The sequence below is a fragment of the Streptomyces xiaopingdaonensis genome (assembly GCF_000262345.1).
Lineage (GTDB): Bacteria > Actinomycetota > Actinomycetes > Streptomycetales > Streptomycetaceae > Streptomyces > Streptomyces xiaopingdaonensis.
Map to the genome: position 1 here is coordinate 55,826 of NZ_AJTQ01000062.1, position 18,592 is coordinate 74,417.

The window sequence follows — 18,592 nt, forward strand, 5'->3', positions numbered from 1 at the left end:
TCGTGCGGCAGGACTACGCCTCGGGAGCCGCCGGCGCGGGGGCGCGCTCGGGCTCCGTCGCCCCGGGCCCCGAGGCGTGGAGGCGGGACGGGCGAGGGCTGCGGCTGACGAAGAGGGAGGCGGCGAAGGCGAGCACGCCGATGACGCCCGCGACCATGAACGCGGTACGCAGCCCCGCGGCGTCCGGCACCGAGGAGCCGGCGGCCGCGCCCAGCGAGGCGACGGTGACGAAGACCGCGGTGCCGAAGGCGCCGGCCACCTGCTGGAGCGTGGAGAGGATGGCGCTGCCGTGCGAGTAGAGGTGGTCGGGGAGGGCGCCGAGGGACTCCGTCATCAGCGGCGTCATCATCAGACCGAGGCCGCCCATGAGCAGCAGGTGGATGGCGATGACGGCGGCGAGCGGGGAGCCGGTGCCGAGCAGGGTGAAGAGCCAGAGCGAGACCGCCATGGCGAGCGCGCCCGGGATCACGAGCGGACGGGCGCCGAAGCGGTCGAAGAGGCTCCCCACCGGTCGCCCGAGGAGTCCGAGCAGGAGACCGCCCGGGAGGACGGCGAGGCCGCTGACGAACGTGCTGGTGTCCAGGACCGTCTGGAGGTACAGCGGCAGCATGATCGAGCCCACGCCCAGCAGGCACATGAAGAGCAGCGCCGAGAGGACGAGCGCGACGCTGAACGTGCGGATGGCGAACGGGCGCAGGTCGAGCAGGGCACGATCCTCGCGCTGGAGCCGGAGTTGGCGCCAGACGAACGCGGCGAGCGCGACGAGACCGACCACGATCGGTGCCCACGGCGGCACGGGGTGCTCGCCCCCGCCCGACTCGCCTATGGAGGCGAGCCCGTAGAGGACGCCGCCGAAGCCGACGGCGGAGAGCAGCACGGAGAGCAGGTCGAGCGGGATCTGCCGGGTCTCGCCGTCCAGCCGCATCCACATCGCGCCGAAGACGAGCGCGACGACGGCGAGCGGCAGCACGATCCAGAACATCCAGCGCCACCCGAGCGAGGCGAGCACGGCCCCGCCGACGGTCGGGCCGACGGCGGGCGCGACGGCGATGACGATGCTGATCGTTCCCATCGTGGCGCCGCGCTTCGAGGGCGCGACGAGCCGCATCACCGAGGTCATGAGCAGCGGCAGCATCACGGCCGTGCCGCACGCCTGGACGATCCGCCCGGCGAGGAGCACTCCGAAACCGGGGGCGAGCCCGCTGATCAGCGTCCCCGCGCTGAACAGCGTCAGCGAGACGAGGAAGATCTGCCGCGCGGTGAAGCGCTCCAGCAGGAAGCCGGTGATGGGGATGACCACGGCCATGGTCAGGAGGAAGCCGCTGGTCAGCCACTGGACGGTGGTGGTGGAGACCCCCAGGTCGACGGTGAGGTCGCGCAGCGCGACGCTCAGGATCGTCTCGTTGAGGATCATGACGAAGGCCGAGACGACGAGCACGGCGATGAGTACGGGAGCGCGCGCCGGGGTCTCGGCGCGGGGCGAGTCCGGGCCCACTGAGGTCACGGATTCGGTCACGGCGGGGCATTCCTCACAGGCTGGTGGCGGTCGGCCGCGGCGTGCGCCGGGACCGTTGGTCGGTCGGGGTGCGGCCTCCGGCACGCCTCACGCGAGGGTGCCGCTGCCGCTGGACGGAGGAGGGCAGGGCGGCAGGGCCTCCTCGCGCTCGGGCGGAACCGCGGAGGCGGCTACCGGGGCTCGCCGCCGGCCGCGGCAACGCCTTCCGGGCGTCTCCGCGGAGCGGTCCTGCACGCCGTACGCATGACGGGTCTCCTCCCCCGAAGCTTCGTCACTCGTCCGATTATTGAACGTCCCGGGGCGGTTCCGCCTCCGGGTTTCGGCATGTGCGCGGGCAGCGCCGCACAGCTCTCCTCTCCCTTCTGGCCACCGCTGCGTACCGTGCGTACGCCGGACGTCCGCGGGCCGGTGCGAGTGGAGGACCACTCCGTGCAGGTGGGCGCGGACGATCGGGCCAACGCCCGGGAGAGCCCCCGGATTCCCGGACGCAGGGGGGAAGCGCGGCTTCGAGCGTCCGGCGGTAGGTGACTTCCGTCACCCCTGCCGGCGCACGGGCCGGGTCACTCCTCGTCCGGACGGAGCAACGTCGTGGCGAGGGCGGCGAGTTGGTCTGCGGTGCCGCGCTCCCGCCAGTACGGGTCCTCGTGGGCGTCGAGGTAGGAGCCCTGTTCGGTGAGGACGAGGCGGGTGCCCTCGTCCGTGGCGTGGAACTCGACGGTGGTGAGGGAGACGGTGGCGAGGGAGGTGCCGCCGTAGAGGGTCGAGCTGTAGACGATGCGGGTGTCGGGGAGGATCTCGTGGAAGGTCGAGGTGTAGGTGAGCTCCCAGCCGTCGGGGCCGGTGCCGCGGGTGACCTCCTGGCCGCCGACGCGGAAGTCGAGTGTGTGGCCCGAGTCGACGCCGGCGAACCAACGGGACTTGGAGACGGGGTCCGCCCAGGCCGCGAAGGTCCGCTCCGGAGGTACGAGGTAGTCGCGTTCGAGGGTGAACGTCGCATGGAGGGCGGATCGTTCGCTCATGGTGCGTGCTCCCGTCTCTCGGGTCGGTCGGGGCGCCGGGCGTGCCTCGCCCGGTGACCCGCGGGGTCGTGCGTCGTGCAGGCCGGCGGACGCGCGCCGGTCTGCGCACCAGCATCCGCGGCGCCCGTACCGCGCTCGCGCACGACATGGCCGAAGTCGCCCTGCCGACGCACCGGAGCGGCGCATCCCCTCGGCTCAGCCCTCGCCGCGTGGCTCGCTCCGGCGCCGGCGCCGCGCGAGGGTGGCGAGTCCGAGGAGGACGGCGGCCACGGCAGCGAGGGCCGGCTCCAGGACGGGGAAGCCCGTCCTCTCGGGTGCTGTTTCCTGTTGCCCTGGGCCGCCGAGGGCCGCGCTCCCGGCCGAACGGGGCTCCAGGAGACCGGCGTTGGCGACGGCCTCGGGCCGGTCGGGGGTGGTGACGGCGGTGGTGCGCCCGGTGCGCGGGTGCACGGAGCTGTCGGCGGCCGGGTCGCCGGACGCCGCGCGGCGGGTGAAGGCGCGTCCCTCGGGGTGGGCGAAGGAGAGCGTGTACCGGCCGAAGGGGGCGGCGAGTGCGTAGGAGCCGTCGGCGGCGGTGCGGGTGGTGGCGGTCTCGGTGCCTTCCGCGTCGAGGAGGGTCACCTCGACGCCGCGGAGGGGGCGTTCGTCCGGCTGCCTGCGGCCGTCGCGGTCGGCGTCGCTCCAGGCCCGGCCGGTGACGCGGCCGTCGTACCGGTCGAGCGCGGCGGCCCGGGAGGTGGCCGGCAGGAGCGGGTGGGTCGCGCCCGAGGCGTCGCGGCGGGTCGCGTGCCAGGCGATGCCGGTGTGGGCCGTGCCCGGGCCGGCTCCGGCGGGGTCGTCGGGGGCCGTCGTCCGGTAGTCGATGCGCAGCGGGCGGCGTCCGCCGTCGGGGAGCGCGGGTGCCTCGAAGCGCAGGGCGCGTACGCGGGAGGGGTCGGGCGGGGGCGCGGTCGCCCAGTCGTTCTCGCAGGGGCCTTGGCCGTCGGGGAAGAGTTCGGGGCGGCAGGGGTTCTCCGAGGTGGAGTAGGCGACTTGCACCCCGGCGGGGACGTCGGTGGTCCGCGCGAAGCGGGGCCGGGCGCCGGACGCGGTGTCGCCGTCGCCGGCGAGTACGTCGTAGAGGACGAGGTCGCCGAGGCGGCCGCCGCCGCGGTCGGTGACCCGGACGCGGTGGTCGATCGGCCCGGCGTCCGAGGCGGCGGGGAGACGGGCGTGCCTGCTCCACTCCGGGGTCTGCCGGGTGCGGACGAAGAGGTCGGCGACGGCGGAGGAGCCGTGCCCCGTCCGCGGACGGGGCCGCTCGGGGGCTCGTCGGTCGTCGAGGGCGTGGACGAGGGTGCGCTCGGCGGTCGCGGGGCCGTCCGGGGCGGTGGCGGTGGCCGTGGCGTCGAGGCGGACGTCGGAGGGTCCGGGGCGGTCGCTCGGGGGATGGACGACCTGGAACGAGTAGGTGCGGCGCGGGCGGTCGCAGTCGTTCGGGGCGGGGCGTCGCGCGTGCCAGGTGATCGTCGAGGAGGCCGGGTCCCAAGTGCCGCCGTCCGTCGCCGACTTGAACGCGGTGCCGCGGGGGAGGGCGACGCGCAGCCGCAGGTCGCGGTGGCCGTGCGCCGGGGCGCAGTCGTGGAGTTCGTAGGTGGCCGGCTCGCCGGCCCTCGCCGAGTGGGGCGGGTCGACGAGTCGGAGGGCGGCTGCGAGGCGGGGTGCGCCGGTCGTGGCGGCGTCCGAGGTGAGGTGGGCGTCGGGCCGGCCGTCGGCGGTGAGGAGGACGGTCTGGCGGTAGGCCGTGCGCTCTGCCCGGTCGGGGAGACGCCAGTCCACCTCGACCTCGCCCGTCGTGCCGCCGCGCAGGTCCCTGAGGTCGAAGACGACGGGGCCGCCGCCGGTGACGGACCGGGTGTCGGGGTTCTCCGTGCCGCGGCCCGAACCGGGGACGACGCCGCCGTCCGGGCTCCCGTCGTCGGGCGGAGCGGCGGTGAGGCGGACTCCCTTGCAGGGGGCGGTGGTTGAGGAGCACGAGTAGCGGATGCGGTACGCGATCCGGCCGGCCGGACGGCTGCGGCCCTCGACTGCCGCCACCGTGGCCGCCACCGCCGGGGCGTGCGCCGTGGCGCGGTAGGCGCCCGCCCCGTCCGCGTCCGGCGTGGGCGCGGCGGCGAGGAGAGCGGCGGCGAGCGGGAGTGCGGCCAGCGCTCCCCGCAGCGGTCTGGTGCGGTCCGGCGGCGTCGGCATGGCAGCCCTGTCCTCTCCCTGACGCGGTGCGGTAAGGAGAAAATAGGCAGTTATAGGGGTCTTTACCGGGATGTGGGCCAGTGCAGGCGGGTGAGTCCGTTCCTGCGGACGACAGTCGCAGAGGAGTATCCGGGACGGCTGTCGGGAGCGGGTGACGAGGTGTCATAATGCACGGGTAGCCCTTCACGCATCCCCCGTCGTGAAGGGCTACACCTCTGCCACCCGCCGCGGAGCACCGGAGGTGTGGCGAAACGCACACACCCCGGTCGAGCCCGATCCCCGCGCCGCTGCGGCTACTTGACGTCCGTTTTGCCCTTTACCCCCAGAATACGGCGAAGTCGTACACGGGCAGGGGACTCCCCTCGCGGTCCCCTGTCCGTGTTTTTTCGAGTTAACAGTGACGTAGAGTTCTTACGCAAGCCCGGACGAAGACCGGGCTCGACTCCGCAACGATTCAACCCACTTGCCCACGGGGTGATCTGCGTCCCAGAGGACCGACCGGGGAGTCGGTTACAGTACGAGCCCGTTGACGGATGACCGCGCGGCGCCGCACCGCGCAAGCGGCGGACGTGCACGTGGGGGCCAGGATGGACGACGGCGGCGAGCAGACGCCCGAGCTCAGGACGCTGCAGCAGAAGGTCGCGTACATGGTCGAGAAGACCTTCCCCGGCGAGCGGATCTCCGGTCGGTACTTCTCCGAACTCGTGCGGGAGCGCGGCGGATCGCTCTCCCACAGCTACTTCTCCAACATCCTCGCCGGCAAGGTCACCGACCCCTCGGAGGAGATCCTCAAGGCGCTCGGCCTCGGCTTCGGCGTCGACTGGCGGTTCTTCAAGGAGGAGTCCGAGGTCGTCGACGAGGTCGTCGCCGGACTCCAGTTCCTCGCGAAACAGCGCACCGGAGAGATCAGCGGCTTCGCGGGGCGCGGCGTCGGGGAGAATGGACTACCGCCCGAGCTGCTGCAGTTGGCACTCTCTCTCCTGGAGGGGTCCGAAGCGGAGAACGGCTCCGGGACGCCGCGGAAACGCAGCGGGGAACCGGAGGGGTAGCGGAAGGCGTCCGCAGCCGCGACGGGCAACCGAGGCGGACAGGTGGAACGAAGATCAAGAGGTATCCATGTCCATACGCGAGCTGCGGAGGGAGTGCGAGGCGGGTCTCGCCGACCTGCCTCTCCCCTCGCCTTTCGGGATACCCGAGCTGGTCGCCAACATGGAGCGGGCCGCGGGGCGCACCCTCGTCCTCCACGAGCTCCCCGACCGGCTCGCCAGCGTCGACTCCGCCTGCGGCCTGCGCCTGAAGTCGGGCACCACCAGCTTCGTCCTCTACCGCCGCCGGCCCACGGCGTACCAGACGCAGCACGTCATCCTCCACGAGCTCTGCCACGAGTGGTTCGACCACGGAACGAGCCTCGACGCCGAACAACTCCGCAGGCTCCTCCCCGTCTTCGACACCTCGCTGATCTCCCGGATGCTCTCCGCGCCCGAGGAGGCCCCGCCGGAGGAGCCGGAGGACCCGAGCCCCTTCCCGCCCGACATCGACCGGGCGCTGCGGAGCGGGGGGCCGATCCAGGCCCGCGCCCAGTACGACACGCACGACGAGCGGGTCGCCGAGTTCGGCGCCTCTCTGATCCCGCGCATGGCAAGGGAGTTGACCAGCGACGACATGGTCGGCCGCCTCGCCAACTCGCTCTCCAGGCCCGTGGCGCACCGGCGCCGCGGCCTCTTCGGGCGCCGCGACCCCTGACGGCTCGCGCCGGCGCCGCCCCTCCCCCACCGACCAGAGGACACGCGAAGTGACCCCCCTCGACCTCGCCGGCTACCTGGTAGCCGGACTCATGACCGCCGTCGCACTCTGGCGGATGCCGGCAGCGCTCTGGGGCGACGAGGAGGACAAACGGCGCCGCGCCCTGTGGGGCTGCTACGCCGGGTTCGCCGCCGCGCTGTGGACCAAGACCGAGGCCGTGCGGACCGCGCTCAACAACAGCCAGGTCACCGACCTCGCCGTCCTCATCAAGCACTACACGGCGACCGTCGCCATCCTCGCCATCCTCAGCTACATCGTCGCCATCTACGGCCGGTACCCGGACGGCGGCCCCGTCCCCCGGCACGTGCGCTTCGCGCGGGTGGTCCAACGTGTCGTCGCCAAGGCCGCGTTGGCGACGCTGGTGCTGCTGACGGTGCTCTTCTTCACCGTCGTCGACCGGTCCGTGCCCTCCGACCGGTTCGTCTCCGACCACGCCGGGCAGTGGGGCGCGACGCTCTACATGTCCGTCTTCTACCTCTTCCTCGGCGCCGCCTCCGCGGTCTGCGCGTACCAGTGGGCGCTCGCCACCGCCGGCGCCGTCCGCCGGCACCTGCGGATCGGGCTGGGGATGATGACGTGCGCGATGTTCATCGGCGTCGCCTACACGGTGAGCCGGACGCTCTTCCTCTGGGTGAGCGTCGTCGACAACCCCAGCGCGACGTTCGCGAGCCAATTCGACCGGGCGACCGAGGCGGCGCAGGTGGTGCTCTTCGCCCTCTTCGCCCTCGGCGCCTCCCTGCCCGCGTTCAGCAACGGCTGGCGGCGCGCCCGGCTCTGGCGGGCGCAGGCCCGACTCCACCCGCTGTGGCGGGAGTTGATGACGGCCTTCCCCGACCAGCCCTTCGAGCCGCCCCGCTCCAGGACGCGCGACCTCGTCCGCCTCGACACCCCCGCCGACCTGCGCGTCGACCGGTGGACCGCGGACATCGCCGACGCCGTGGAGAAGCTGCGGCACTACGTGCCCGACGACCTGCTCGACGCGGCACGGCGGGCCGCCGAGGCCGACACCGAGGGGACCGGCGCCGACCCCGGGCCCCGCACCGACGCGTACTGGATCAAGGTCGCCCTCCTCGCGCACCGGGACGGCGCCGAGGCCGGACGGGCGGCGGCCGTCGAGCCCAAGAACGCCAGCGACCAGGACGACGAAGTAGCGTGGCTCGTCCGCGTGGCGAGGGAGTACCGCACGATCGCCCCGGCCCGCACCGAGCAGGTCCTCGAGTCCCTGGAGCAGACAGCGTGAGCACCGCAGCCCCTACGACCGCCACCGCAACGGCCCGTACCGTCACCGACGTACTCCAGCCGCGCAACGTCCTCCTCGCCGGCATGCTCGGGATAGGTCTCGCGGCGGCCGGTGACTGGACGGGCATCCCCTGGGGCCTGCTGGGCGCCGTCTGCGCCGGGATCGTCCCGGCCGGCTACATCGAGTGGGAGCGCAAGCGCGGCACCTGGGGCGACCGGCACGTCGTCGACCGGACGAAGCGCGCGCCCATCTTCTTCGTCATCCTCGGCTCCATCGGCGTCGGTTCGCTCGTGATGGTCCTCGGCTCGGCGCCGACCGGCATCCTCGTGACGATGCTGGCGCTCTGGGCGATGACGGTGGTGCTCCTCGCCGTCAACACCGCTTGGAAGATCTCCGTCGACGCGGCCGTCGCCTCTTCGGTGATCGCGCTGCTCGCCGCCGTGCACTCGCCGTACTGGCTCCTCGGGTACGCGATGACGCTCGCCGTCTGCTGGTCGCGGGTGGCGCTCGGGTACCACACCGTCGCGCAGACGGTGGCGGGCGCGGGGCTGGGTGCCCTGACGTCGGCCGCGTTCCTCTTCGGGTGACCGGCCGCGGGGCGCTCAGCCGGAGTTGCCGCTCCCGCCGTAGGAGCCCCCTTGCAGCAGGGTGAGGTGGTCGGCCGCCTCGTGGAAGCTGCGGACGAGGGAGGCGGTGGCGCGCGACGGCTCCTCCGCTCCGCCGAGCTCGACGGCGCACAGGAGCAGGCGCGTCACCACCCGACCGAGGTGCGCCGACTGCTCGGCGCGCCCGGGAACCTCCCGCAGCAGCGCCGCCGTGCGCGACTCCAGGGCCTCCACCGCCTCCCTCACCAGCGCCCGCTCCCGCTCGGAGACGTCCGCCGCCTCCGCCCTCTCCCTGAGGCCCCGGCAGGTCGCCGAGGCGCGCTGGAGGAGGTAGACCGGTGAACTGCCGCGCCCGCTCTGACCGTAGAGGACGCTCCGCGACGTGGACAGCTCCTCGGCACCGTGCCGCACGTGCTGGCGGGGGCGCGTGACGCCGAGCGCGGGGCGGAAGCACGGGTGGACCTCGAACTCGTCGTCGTGCGGCTGGACGCCCAGGTGGTTGGCGGTGGCGTAGACGGCGCGGCGGGGCTCGCCGCGGCGGGCGCCGAGGAAGCCGACCTCGAAGAGGATGCCGAGGACCCTCTCGGGCGTGAACGTGGACGCGGCGAAGTAGGACGGGTACTCGCGCGGTATCCAGCCGGCCGAGCGCTCCAGCCTCGTCGCCAACTCCCGCCTGCCCACCACGGCTTCGCGGTTCTGGAAGAGCGCCAGCAGCGGGTCGAGGTAGGGGTGGACGACGATGTACTCCTGCACCAGGTCCTTCAGCTTCCACCGCGAGAACTCCTCCGAGGCGCGCCGCACGTCCTCGGGCGCGATCCGCGCCAGGTGACCGCTGCGGAACGCGACGTCGCGGCAGCTGGTGGTGTACTGGATGACGTCGCGCGGGCGCGCGAGGCAACGCGCGAGAAGGTACTCGGCGGTGGGCTCGCCGTCGACCGACTCGGGGAAGACGTCGCCCCACAGCTCGCGCTCGCTCAACTCCCGGCCCAGCGACGCCGCGGCGCGGGTACGGACGAGCTCTCTGAGCTCGGCGGGGCTCCAGTCGATGCGCAGCTCGTCGCCGCGGAACTTGTCGCCCTCGGGGAAGACGAGCGAGTCGTAGATGTCGGAACGGAGGAAGAGCACGCAGCGCAGCGCCGGCGCGTACGTGCCCGCGGCCCACTTCGCCGCGAGGAGGAGGCCGATCACCATGGAGTTGCTCTCCTCGTCGGAGGACCAGACCTGCTCGATCTGGTCGACGAGGAGGAGCAGCGGCGGGTGCGTACCGGCGCAGCCGAGCCGCCGGAAGGCTCCGGCCACCTCCTGTTCGACGATCTCCAACTGGCGCTGGGCGCGGGCGCCTTCGGAGCCGCCCTCCCGCTGGACCTCGGCGCGGAGGCCAAACGCCTCCAGCGCCAGCGAGGTCCGCAGCGCCTTCGCGCCGTGCACGACGCGGTCCACCAGGTTCGCCTCGCGCAGCTCTCCGTTGTCCCTGAGGAATCGGCGCAGGCTCCGCACCTTTCCGCGGCCGCCGCGGCCGTGGGCCTCCCGCGCATGGTCCACGAGGTGCCTCGCCGCGTGGACGGCGAAGACGTACCGCCAGATCAGGGAGCGCGCGGTGTCGCCGTTGAGGCCCTGGAGCGCGAAGCGGCGCAGCTCGCCTCCGGCGGCGTCGTCGGGCGCGAGGGCGAGCGCGGCGGCGCCCGGTGGCGCGTCGTCGGCGACGGCGCCGCCCGCCGCGAGCTGCATGCAGATGGCGCTCTTGCCCGTGCCCTTGCGGCCGACGACGAGCGTCTTCCGTCCGGCGACGACGTCCCGGTAGGCCGGGGTGGGGCGGAAGCCGTCGCGCAACAGACCCTCGGCCATGTCGCGTTCGGCGTCCTCGCGGCCGAACGAGAGGCGCTCCACCGGCGTACGGCCGGTCTCCTCCGCTTGCCTCGGCATCGTCGCGCTCCGTCCCCCCCGGTTGTCGGCGGGTTGATTCTCTCTCCGGGGCGGGGGTGGCGCCAGGCTGGGGTGCGGTGGGCGTGAACTGGACGAGTACGGAGGCTGGTTGGGGTGCCTGTCGGATGCGCGTGTGTGGGAGTGCGCGAAATGGGCTTTGTGGTCGTGGACTTGGGGATGCACAAGCGGTCGCTGCCTGTGGATAACCGTCACATCCTGTCCACAGCTCGCGTGTTGTTGCAGGTGGCGCCGGGCTCACGGCTCGGCGCCACCCAACTGCCGGTGCTTCAGTGCCCGTCAGCGAGCCTGCGGCTGAGGCCGCAGATCAGCTGCTCGGTGTGGGCGGTGCGCAGCTCGACGGCGGCGACCCGGTGGTCGAGGAGGTCCAGCCGCTGCTCCACCCCTTCGAGCCGCCGATCCAGACCCGCCAGCCGACCCGACATACGAGCCAGCACGGGGCCCAACTCCCGCAGCGCGACGCCGATTTCGTGGACGGCCGCCTCGACGCGGTCGAGCCGCGCCTCGCACGTCACCCAACCGCTCTCCGCCTCGGCGGCGCCGTCCCGCCGTGCCGACTCTGCTTCGAGCAGGTACCGGCGGACCCTGCGGGCGACCTCGCTGTCGCGCAGCAGCATGCCGACGTTGAGGACGGCGCGGCGGGTGAAGACCATGAGGCTTTTACGGCGCTGTGGATAACCTCCCTGTGGATAACCGACCTCGCCCTCGGAACAGACCGACACATTGTCGGTCTGATATTTACGCAGGTCACCGCCGACCACGACGGCCATCCCACTCTCCTGGAGCTCCTTCCGATGCCGCTCCACGAGTTTTTCCACAACCTTCACCTCGACCTCGAAGAAGGCGGCGACGTCCCTTGTGGACGCACGCACGCCGTCCGGGGAGAGCGCCAACGCCTTGACGCGATCGAGGACTTCGACCCTGTGGGCCACCGCGGAGCGCGCACTGCGCGACTCCGTCAGAACGGACTCGGTGTACACGAGCCATCCCTCCTGGGGGAGCTGCGGACATGACGGCCTCGCCCCGCTTGCCTGGGGGGCTTCGCCAGGTGTCCGTATCCAGGAGCCAGGATCGGAGGTCAGCTCATGTCGTCCCGTACTCTGCGACCGGCCCTCGGACCGGCAACCGCCACTTCACGCACTCTCGTCGCCACGTACTCCAGTCGCCTCCGCGCACCCTGCCCAACGAGCGCACAGCCGTGCGGTCACAGGTGGTACGCGACGAAGTCGCCGCGGCGGCAAGGGCGTTCAGCCGTCGAGGAGCCTCTCCAGCACGAGGGCGATACCGTCCTCCTCGTTGGAGGCGGTCACCTCGTCGCAGACGGCGAGGAGTTCGGGGTGCGCATTGGCCATCGCAACGCCGTGGCCCGCCCAGGAGAGCAGCGGCACGTCGTTCGGCATGTCGCCGAAGGCGAGCGTCTCCTGCTTCCGCACGCCGAGCCGCCGGGCGACGAGCGAGAGTCCGCGCGCCTTGCTGAGCCCCGAGGGCAGCAGCTCCACGACGCCGGCGCCCGCCATCGTCACGGAGACGAGGTCCCCCGCGAGCCGGCGTGCGGCCGAGGCGAGCTCGTCGTCCCCGAGCGAAGGGTGCTGGAGGTAGAGCTTGTTGAGCGGTTCGGCCCAGAGCACCTCCGGGTCGGTGGACGGCACGTGCGGCAGCGGCCCCTCCTGCACCGCGTACCCCGGCGCCACGACGACCTCCCCGTCGACGCCGTCCCGCGAGGCGGCGAGGAGCAGAGGTCCCACCTCCGCCTCGATCCTCGCCACCGCGCGCCGCGCGAGGTCCCGGTCGAGCGTCACCGAGGTGATCATCCGGCGCGCCCCGGCGTCGTAGACCTGCCCGCCCTGGCCGCAGACGGCGAGCCCCTCGTATCCGAGTACGTCGAAGACCTGCCGCGTCCAGGGCACGGCGCGGCCCGTGACCACGAGGTGGGTGGCGCCGCCCTTGCCGGCTTCGGCGAGCGCGTCCCTGGTACGCGCCGAGACGGTGTCGTCGCCGCGGAGCAGTGTCCCGTCGAGGTCGGTGGCGATGAGGCTGTAGGGGAACTCGCTGCTGGTCGCGGTCACTTGGCGATCGGCTCCAGCTTCTCGCGGCCGCCGAGGTAGGGCCTGAGCACCGGCGGCACCCAGACCGAGCCGTCCTCGAGCTGGTGGTTCTCCAGGAGCGCCACGAGGGTGCGGGGTACGGCGCACAGCGTCCCGTTGAGGGTGGCGAGCGGCCGTACGTGCTTGCCGTCGCGCATCCGGATGGAGAGCCGCCGCGACTGGAACTCGGTGCAGTCCGAGGTGGAGGTGAGCTCGCGGTACTTCCCCTGGGTCGGGATCCACGCCTCGCAGTCGAACTTGCGGGCCGCCGAGGCGCCGAGGTCGCCCGTGGCCACGTCGATGACCTGGAAGGGGAGTTCGAGCGAGGAGAGCCACTCCTTCTCCCACTCCAGCAGCCTGCGGTGCTCCGCCTCCGAGTCCTCGGGCGCGACGTAGGAGAACATCTCGACCTTGGTGAACTGGTGCACCCGGAAGATGCCGCGGGTGTCCTTCCCGTAGGAGCCGGCCTCCCTGCGGAAGCACGGCGACGAGGCCGCGTACCTCAGCGGGAGGCGGTCGGCGTCGATGATCTCGTCCATGTGGTAGCCGGCGAGGGCGACCTCGGAGGTGCCCACGAGGTAGAGGTCGTCCTGCTCCAGCTGGTAGACGTCCTGCGCGGCCTGGCCGAGGAAGCCGGTGCCCTCCATCGCCTGCGACTTGGTGAGCGCGGGGGTGAGCATCGGCGTGAAACCGGCCGCGGTGGCCTGCGCGACGGCGGCGTTGACGAGCGCCAGCTCCAGCAGGGCGCCGACGCCCGTGAGGTAGTAGAAGCGGGCGCCCGAGACCTTGGCGCCGCGCTCGGTGTCGATGGCGCCGAGCCGGTCGCCGAGCTCCAGGTGGTCGCGGGGCGCGAAGCCCTCGGCCGCGAAGTCGCGCGGCGTGCCGACCGTCTCCAGGACGGTGAAGTCCTCCTCGCCTCCGACGGGGACGTCGGCATGCACGAGGTTGCCCAACTGCCTGACGAGCTCCCTCGTCCGCTCCTCGGCCGCGACGCGCTCGGCGTCCGCCGTCTTGACCGCCCGGGAGAGCTCGCCGGCGCGCTCCAGCAGCCCCGCCTTCTCCTCGGGCTCCGCCTTCGGGATGCGCTTGCCGAGCTGCTTCTGCTCGGAGCGGAGTTCGTCGAAGCGGACGGTCGAGGTCCTGCGCCGCTCGTCGGCGGAGAGCACCGCGTCGACGAGCGCCGGGTCCTCTCCTCGGGCACGCTGCGAAGCGCGTGCGCGGTCGGGGTCGTCACGGAGCAGGCGAAGGTCAATCACAGCACCAGCCTACCGGTGGCCCACAGACTACGGCGAAGTAATATTCGGACCAGAAACGTGGGCAATTGTCCAAATTGGCTGCTATTCAAGCCTTTTGGGTTGCATGACCCGTATTCTGGTCGACGTCGACGTACCGGCCGGAGCCGCCGCCGACGCCGGACGACAGGGCGAACACGGCCATCGCCAGGACCGTGGACGAGGGACTTATCCACAGCCGTGGACTCCTCCACGAGGTTATCCACAGGGCTCGGCGTCCACCTGTGGAAATTGAACGAGATCGTTCCGCGGACCCCGCCCAAGCGCGGAGAATTCTCGGAGCAAAACGGAAAAACCACGCGGATTCGATCCGATTCGCACGCCGCACACTCATCCCAAGGGATTGATCAAAAGAATTGAGGTGACGAGGCGGCATCCATTCCCGGTTGGCGCACTCTGAGATCTCCATGCGGTTTTGTCGACAGTGCCCGTTTCCTCCCGCCCCCTTGTGCACAGCCCTCGGCAACGACCTGTGGAAAACCCTGTGGACAACTCACCGCCCCCACAGCAGCGGTCTCGAAGCCCCCGTCGCCTCTCCAGGTCAGCCGCCCGCGGACGCCGGAGCGACACCCGACGCCGACCGCCGTCCCCGTCGGGGAGACGCTCAGATCCGTCCGTCGAGGCACCGGTTGAGCCAGTCGGCAGCGGAGAGGAAGTCCTCGTCCGAGTTGCCGGGACGGACCGCCGGCTCCTCCCGGTCGGCCCGCGGGTACGAGCCGAGGAAGCGCACCGCACGCGTCGCACGGCGCAGCCCCATCAGGACGTCACCGACCCTGCGGTCCTGGACGTGGCCCTCGCAGTCGATGGAGAAGCAGTACCGGCCCATCCCCTCACCCGTCGGACGCGACTCGATGCGCATCATGTTGACCCCGCGGGCCGCGAACTCCTGCAGCACCTCGAGCAGGGCGCCCGGGTGGTCCTCGCGCAGCCAGAAGACGGCGGACGTCTTGTCGGCGCCGGTCGGCGCCGCGGGCCGGGCCGGGCGCCCCACGAGCACGAACCGCGTGACGGCGTTCTCCGCGTCGTGGATCTCCTTGACGAGCGGCTCCAGGCCGTACGTGGGGGCGGCGAACTCACCGGCGAACGCCGCGTCGTACCGCCCCTCCTGGACGAGGCGGGCGCCGTCCGCGTTGGAGGCGGCCGACTCCCAGAGCGCGTCGGGGAGGTGGGCGGCGAGCCAGTTGCGGACCTGGGGCTGCGCGACGGGGTGGCCGGTGACCGTCTTGATCTCCTCCAGCCGCGTCCCCGGGCGCACGAGGAGCGCGAAGGTGATCGGCAGCAGCACCTCGCGGTAGATCATGAGCTGCCGACCGCCGGCGAGTTCGTCGACGGTGGCGCTGACGCCGCCCTCCACGGAGTTCTCGATCGGCACGAAGGCGGCGGCCGCCTCCCCGTCGCGCACTGCGTCCAGCGCCGCGGGCACCGAGACCATCGGGTCGAGCTGCCGCACGTCGGCCTCGGGGAGCGTGCGCAGGGCCGCCTCGGTGAAGGTGCCGGCCGGGCCGAGGTACGTGTACCGGTTGGCCGGGAGGTTCTCAGGTGCCGCAGATGCCATGGGGACACCGTAGCCCCAGCCGCGGCGCCCGCCTCGCGGCTTCACCCCTCCAGGAGCGGTTGCCCCACGTACTCGCCCTCGGCCGCGCCGCCCGGCACCGCGAAGAGGGCGCTCGCCTCGTGGCGGAGGAACCGGGAGAGCGCGTCGCCGCGGTCGAGCTTGCGCTGGACGGGGACGAAGCCGCGCAGCGGGTCCGCCTGCCAGGCGACGAAGAGGAGGCCCGCGTCGGGGGCGCCGTCGTCGCGGAAGCCGTCGTGGAAGGAGAAGGAGCGGCGGAGCATGGCGGCGCCGCCGTTGGTCTCGGGTGCGGCCACGCGGATGTGCGCGTCGGCGGCGATCGCCGGCGAGCCGCCCCTGCGCCTCTCCAGGTCGGGCGCGGTGTCCTCGTCGCCGCCCGAGAGCGGGGCGCCGTCGGACTTCCGGCGGCCGATGACGCGCTCCTGGTCGCGGAGGGGCTCGGCGTCCCAGTCGTCGAGGAGCATGCGGATGCGGCGGAAGACGGCGTAGGAGCCGTTCGCCATCCAGGAGGGGGAGCCGTCGCCGGGCACGAAGACGCGCTCGTCGAACTCCTCGTCCTGCGGCTTCGGGTTGTTGGTGCCGTCGAGCTGGCCCATGAGGTTGCGCATCGTCGTCGGGTGCGCGGTGGCGCCGGGTGAGCGGTTGAAGCCGCTGAACTGCCAGCGCAGCCTGGCGGCTTCGCCGGCGAGGCGCTGGAGCAGGCGCAGCGCCTGGAAGGCGACGAGCCCGTCGTCGGCGCCGATCTGCACCCACAGGTCGCCGCCGGAGCGGGCCCTGTCGAGCGCGTCCGAGGAGAAGTCGGGGAGCGGCGCCAACTCGCGCGGCATACGGGAGCGGAGACCGGTGCGGGAGAAGAAGCCCCGCCCGAACCCGAAGGTGACGGTGAGCGAGGAGGGCCCCGCGTCCCTGCCGACGTCGGCGCCCGCCCGCTCGCCCGGCCACGGCTCCCCTGCCATCAGCCGCTCCGCCGCGCTCGACCACCGGCGCAGCAGCGCCGCCGCGCCGGTTCGGCCCGCACCGGGCGCGAGGTCGAAGGCGGCGAGGTGGCCGTGCGCCTGGAGCGGGGTGGTGATGCCGGGCTGGCGGGTGCCGTGGAAGGGGACCCGGGTGGCGCCGAGGGAGGTGAGCGGTTCGGGCTCGCTCCGCGTCGCCGCCCAACCGGCGCTCGCGCCGGCGCCGACGGCGAGGCCGGCCGCGCCCGCGGCCCCCGCGGTGCCGAGGAGACGGCGCCGGGTGACGCCGGACGGCGGCTCGTCGACGGGGTGTTGACGTGCCGCGTCCGTGTCGGTGGACGTATGAGTGCTCATTTGCTTCGTCGTCCTGCTCTTGTCTTCCCTCGCGCCGGGCGCTCCACGGTAGCCGTGGCGTCGGGCCTGGCGTCAGCCGATGCGGGCTCGTGCGTTCTCGGTCGTCTGGTCGATGTCGGAGGTACGGACGGTGAGGGCGAACCTCCACTCGCCGGCCATGGGGATCTGCACCCCGGTCGCGTGCCAGTGGCCGGGGACGCCGGCGAGCGGGGCGAGCTTCGCGGGGAGCGGGCCGATGTCCTTGTCCGTGAGGCTCAGCGCGAGCTTCACCTCCTCCGCCTCCAGCGGTTCGCCTTCGGGTTCTTCGAGCTGTACGGCGATCTCGTTCTTCCCGGAGGCACCGGGCTCGACGGCGATCTCGGCGGTGCCCTCCCCGCCCTTGCCGCCCGTGTCGAAGGGGATCTCCAACCGCGTCGGGCCCGACTCCTCGGTGACGCCTGCCGCGTCGCTGCTCCGGGCCGACGTCTCGGTGCGGGCCGGCTCGGTCGTGGTGAGCAGCGTCGTCACGGCGAGGACGGCGACCGCGATCGCCGTCTCGACGAGGAGGGAGCGCCGCAGGCCCGAACGCTCCGCGTCCCGCTCCCGTTCGCCCTTGCGCCGCGCCGCGTTGACGGCCGCGCGCTGGCGCGCGAGCTGGGCCGTGCGCACGGGGTCGCCGCCGGCGGGTACGGGCTCCGGTTCGGGCTCCTCGTCGTCGGGCGCGTCCTCCGGCACCTCGCGCAGCCGGGCCGTCCAGCGGCGGGAGATCCAGCCGACGCAGACGAGGAGCGCGACGAGCGCCGTCTTCACGAGCAGGAGCTGCCCGTACGCGGTGCCGAAGAGCGCGTCGAAGGAGCCGACCTGCCGCCACGCCTGGTACACCCCCGTCGCCGCGAGCACCGCGACGCTCACGGAGGCGAGCCCGGAGAACCGGTGCACCGCCTCGCGCGGCACGGCGGACACGCCGCGCAGCAGCACGAAGACGCAGAAGAGACCGCCCAGCCAGAGGCCGGCGGCGAGGAGATGGAGGACGTCGACGGGGATCGCCACCGCCGTCTGTATCCCGGTCGAGGCGTGTTCGGCCGCCGCCCAGCCGGCGGCGAGGCCGATGGCGAGCACGCCGCCCCCGAGCGCGAGCCCGAACCGCAGGTCGCGCCGCACGGTGTCCCCGCCCTGCTGCGCACCCGTCGCGCCGGCGCGCGCCTGGTGGCCGAAGAGCACGGCGACGAAGAGCGCGGCGGCCGCGAGCAGCAGCAGCCGGGAGACGAGGACGGCTCCCGGCTTCGTCGCGACCGTCGCCGAGAGGGCGGAGACGTCGAGCGCCTCGGCGAGGCCGCCGCCGTTGGTGTAGGGGTTGCGCAGGAGCAGCAGCGCGAGCGTCGAGACCGTGAGGGTGAGCCAGCCGACCCGCACCGTCCGCCGCACCGCCGAGGTGCGCGCGGCCCCCGGCCAGCAGAGCAGCACGAACCCGCAGCCGCCGACGAGGAGGATGAACCCGGCGTACGCCGCGTACCGGCCGACGTCGTACAGGAGCCCGACCCAGCCGCCGCCCGGCTCGCCCCCGTCGACGGAGGCGGACGTCTCGGAAGGTGCGCCGACGGAGAAGGTGAAGGCGCCGGAGATGGGGTGGCTGTCGGCGGAGATCGCCTGCCAGGCGACGGTGTAAGTGCCGTCGGGCAGCCCCGGCTCGAGCCCGACCGACCGCTGCACCTCGCCGCCGCTTCCGGCGTCGCGGACGGTGTCGCGGTCGACCCTGTTGCCGTCCGGGTCGAGGACGCGCAGCGATCCTTCGGTCATCGAGACCGCCTCGGAGAAGGTGAGCACCACCTGCTTCGGCGCACTCTGCACCACCGCGCCCTCCTTCGGGCTGGTGTCGAGGAGCGCCGCGTGCGCGGCGGCCGGACCGGCGCTCAGGAGCACGCCGGCGGCGCACGCCAGTCCGACGAGGAGCGCCAGCAGCCGGGCACGCGGTCTGTGCGGTGTGGGGGAGAGCACGCCTGTTTT

14 protein-coding genes are annotated in these 18,592 nt (G+C 72.9%); 4 read left to right on the forward strand and 10 right to left on the reverse strand.

The genetic code is table 11. The annotated features are described in order from the left end of the window. Positions 1-13: 13 nt before the first annotated feature. The 3 genes from UWG_RS0104800 to UWG_RS0104810 form a co-directional block, all read right to left on the reverse strand. On the reverse strand, positions 14-1,516 hold the full coding sequence (locus UWG_RS0104800) for a DHA2 family efflux MFS transporter permease subunit (RefSeq protein WP_029391175.1): 1,503 nt from the start codon (positions 1,514-1,516) through the stop codon (positions 14-16). Positions 1,517-2,076: 560 nt separating this feature from the next. Then, the gene (locus UWG_RS0104805; protein ID WP_016906069.1) at positions 2,077-2,535 is read right to left on the reverse strand and encodes an SRPBCC domain-containing protein; all 459 of its coding nucleotides are present in this window, start codon (positions 2,533-2,535) and stop codon (positions 2,077-2,079) included. A gap of 195 nt (positions 2,536-2,730) precedes the next feature. Continuing rightward, positions 2,731-4,764: an SdrD B-like domain-containing protein gene (locus UWG_RS0104810; RefSeq protein ID WP_016906070.1), complete on the reverse strand. Its 2,034-nt coding sequence runs from the start codon at positions 4,762-4,764 to the stop codon at positions 2,731-2,733. Positions 4,765-5,351: 587 nt separating this feature from the next. Between UWG_RS0104810 and UWG_RS29495 the strand changes: the two genes are divergently transcribed. The 4 genes from UWG_RS29495 to UWG_RS0104830 all read left to right on the forward strand — a co-directional run bounded on the left by UWG_RS29495 (position 5,352) and on the right by UWG_RS0104830 (position 8,394). Next, positions 5,352-5,813, forward strand: a complete 462-nt coding sequence (locus tag UWG_RS29495) for a hypothetical protein (protein WP_050988506.1) — start codon at positions 5,352-5,354, stop codon at positions 5,811-5,813. Between the two features lie 67 nt (positions 5,814-5,880). Beyond that, a complete protein-coding gene (locus UWG_RS0104820) occupies positions 5,881-6,507 on the forward strand; it encodes a hypothetical protein (protein WP_016906072.1) in 627 nt (208 codons plus the stop codon). A gap of 49 nt (positions 6,508-6,556) precedes the next feature. Next, on the forward strand, positions 6,557-7,807 hold the full coding sequence (locus UWG_RS0104825; RefSeq protein WP_016906073.1) for an MAB_1171c family putative transporter: 1,251 nt from the start codon (positions 6,557-6,559) through the stop codon (positions 7,805-7,807). Further along, the gene (locus tag UWG_RS0104830; protein ID WP_016906074.1) at positions 7,804-8,394 is read left to right on the forward strand and encodes a phosphatase PAP2 family protein; all 591 of its coding nucleotides are present in this window, start codon (positions 7,804-7,806) and stop codon (positions 8,392-8,394) included. The genes UWG_RS0104825 and UWG_RS0104830 overlap by 4 nt, the downstream gene beginning before the upstream one ends. A gap of 15 nt (positions 8,395-8,409) precedes the next feature. Here UWG_RS0104830 and UWG_RS0104835 read toward each other — a convergent pair whose 3' ends face one another. From UWG_RS0104835 to UWG_RS0104865, 7 genes are all read right to left on the reverse strand, one after another. Then, positions 8,410-10,335, reverse strand: coding sequence for a P-loop ATPase, Sll1717 family (locus tag UWG_RS0104835; RefSeq protein ID WP_016906075.1), 1,926 nt, complete (start codon positions 10,333-10,335; stop codon positions 8,410-8,412). A 287-nt stretch (positions 10,336-10,622) separates the two neighbouring features. Further along, on the reverse strand, positions 10,623-11,333 hold the full coding sequence (locus UWG_RS0104840; protein ID WP_016906076.1) for a hypothetical protein: 711 nt from the start codon (positions 11,331-11,333) through the stop codon (positions 10,623-10,625). A 267-nt stretch (positions 11,334-11,600) separates the two neighbouring features. Continuing rightward, positions 11,601-12,419: a Cof-type HAD-IIB family hydrolase gene (locus UWG_RS0104845; RefSeq protein ID WP_016906077.1), complete on the reverse strand. Its 819-nt coding sequence runs from the start codon at positions 12,417-12,419 to the stop codon at positions 11,601-11,603. Next, entirely contained in the window at positions 12,416-13,693 is a 1,278-nt protein-coding gene (gene serS / locus UWG_RS0104850; protein ID WP_016906078.1) for a serine--tRNA ligase, read from the reverse strand. Before serS ends, UWG_RS0104845 begins: the two co-directional genes overlap by 4 nt. Before the next feature lie 640 nt (positions 13,694-14,333). Continuing rightward, positions 14,334-15,284, reverse strand: a complete 951-nt coding sequence (gene pheA, locus UWG_RS0104855) for a prephenate dehydratase (protein ID WP_016906079.1) — start codon at positions 15,282-15,284, stop codon at positions 14,334-14,336. Between the two features lie 41 nt (positions 15,285-15,325). Further along, a complete protein-coding gene (gene efeB / locus UWG_RS0104860; protein WP_016906080.1) occupies positions 15,326-16,609 on the reverse strand; it encodes an iron uptake transporter deferrochelatase/peroxidase subunit in 1,284 nt (427 codons plus the stop codon). Positions 16,610-16,681: 72 nt separating this feature from the next. Further along, entirely contained in the window at positions 16,682-18,583 is a 1,902-nt protein-coding gene (locus tag UWG_RS0104865; protein WP_016906081.1) for a copper resistance CopC/CopD family protein, read from the reverse strand. Positions 18,584-18,592: the final 9 nt, after the last annotated feature.

What these genes read in the sequence shown, in the direction of transcription:
- UWG_RS0104835 (WP_016906075.1), bottom strand. Translation starts at nt 10,335, where the DNA reads ATGCCGAGGCAAGCGGAGGAGACCGGCCGTACGCCGGTGGAGCGCCTC.
- efeB (WP_016906080.1), bottom strand. Translation starts at nt 16,609, where the DNA reads ATGAGCACTCATACGTCCACCGACACGGACGCGGCACGTCAACACCCC.
- UWG_RS0104820 (WP_016906072.1), top strand. Translation starts at nt 5,881, where the DNA reads ATGTCCATACGCGAGCTGCGGAGGGAGTGCGAGGCGGGTCTCGCCGAC.
- UWG_RS29495 (WP_050988506.1), top strand. Translation starts at nt 5,352, where the DNA reads ATGGACGACGGCGGCGAGCAGACGCCCGAGCTCAGGACGCTGCAGCAG.
- UWG_RS0104810 (WP_016906070.1), bottom strand. Translation starts at nt 4,764, where the DNA reads ATGCCGACGCCGCCGGACCGCACCAGACCGCTGCGGGGAGCGCTGGCC.
- UWG_RS0104805 (WP_016906069.1), bottom strand. Translation starts at nt 2,535, where the DNA reads ATGAGCGAACGATCCGCCCTCCATGCGACGTTCACCCTCGAACGCGAC.
- pheA (WP_016906079.1), bottom strand. Translation starts at nt 15,284, where the DNA reads ATGGCATCTGCGGCACCTGAGAACCTCCCGGCCAACCGGTACACGTAC.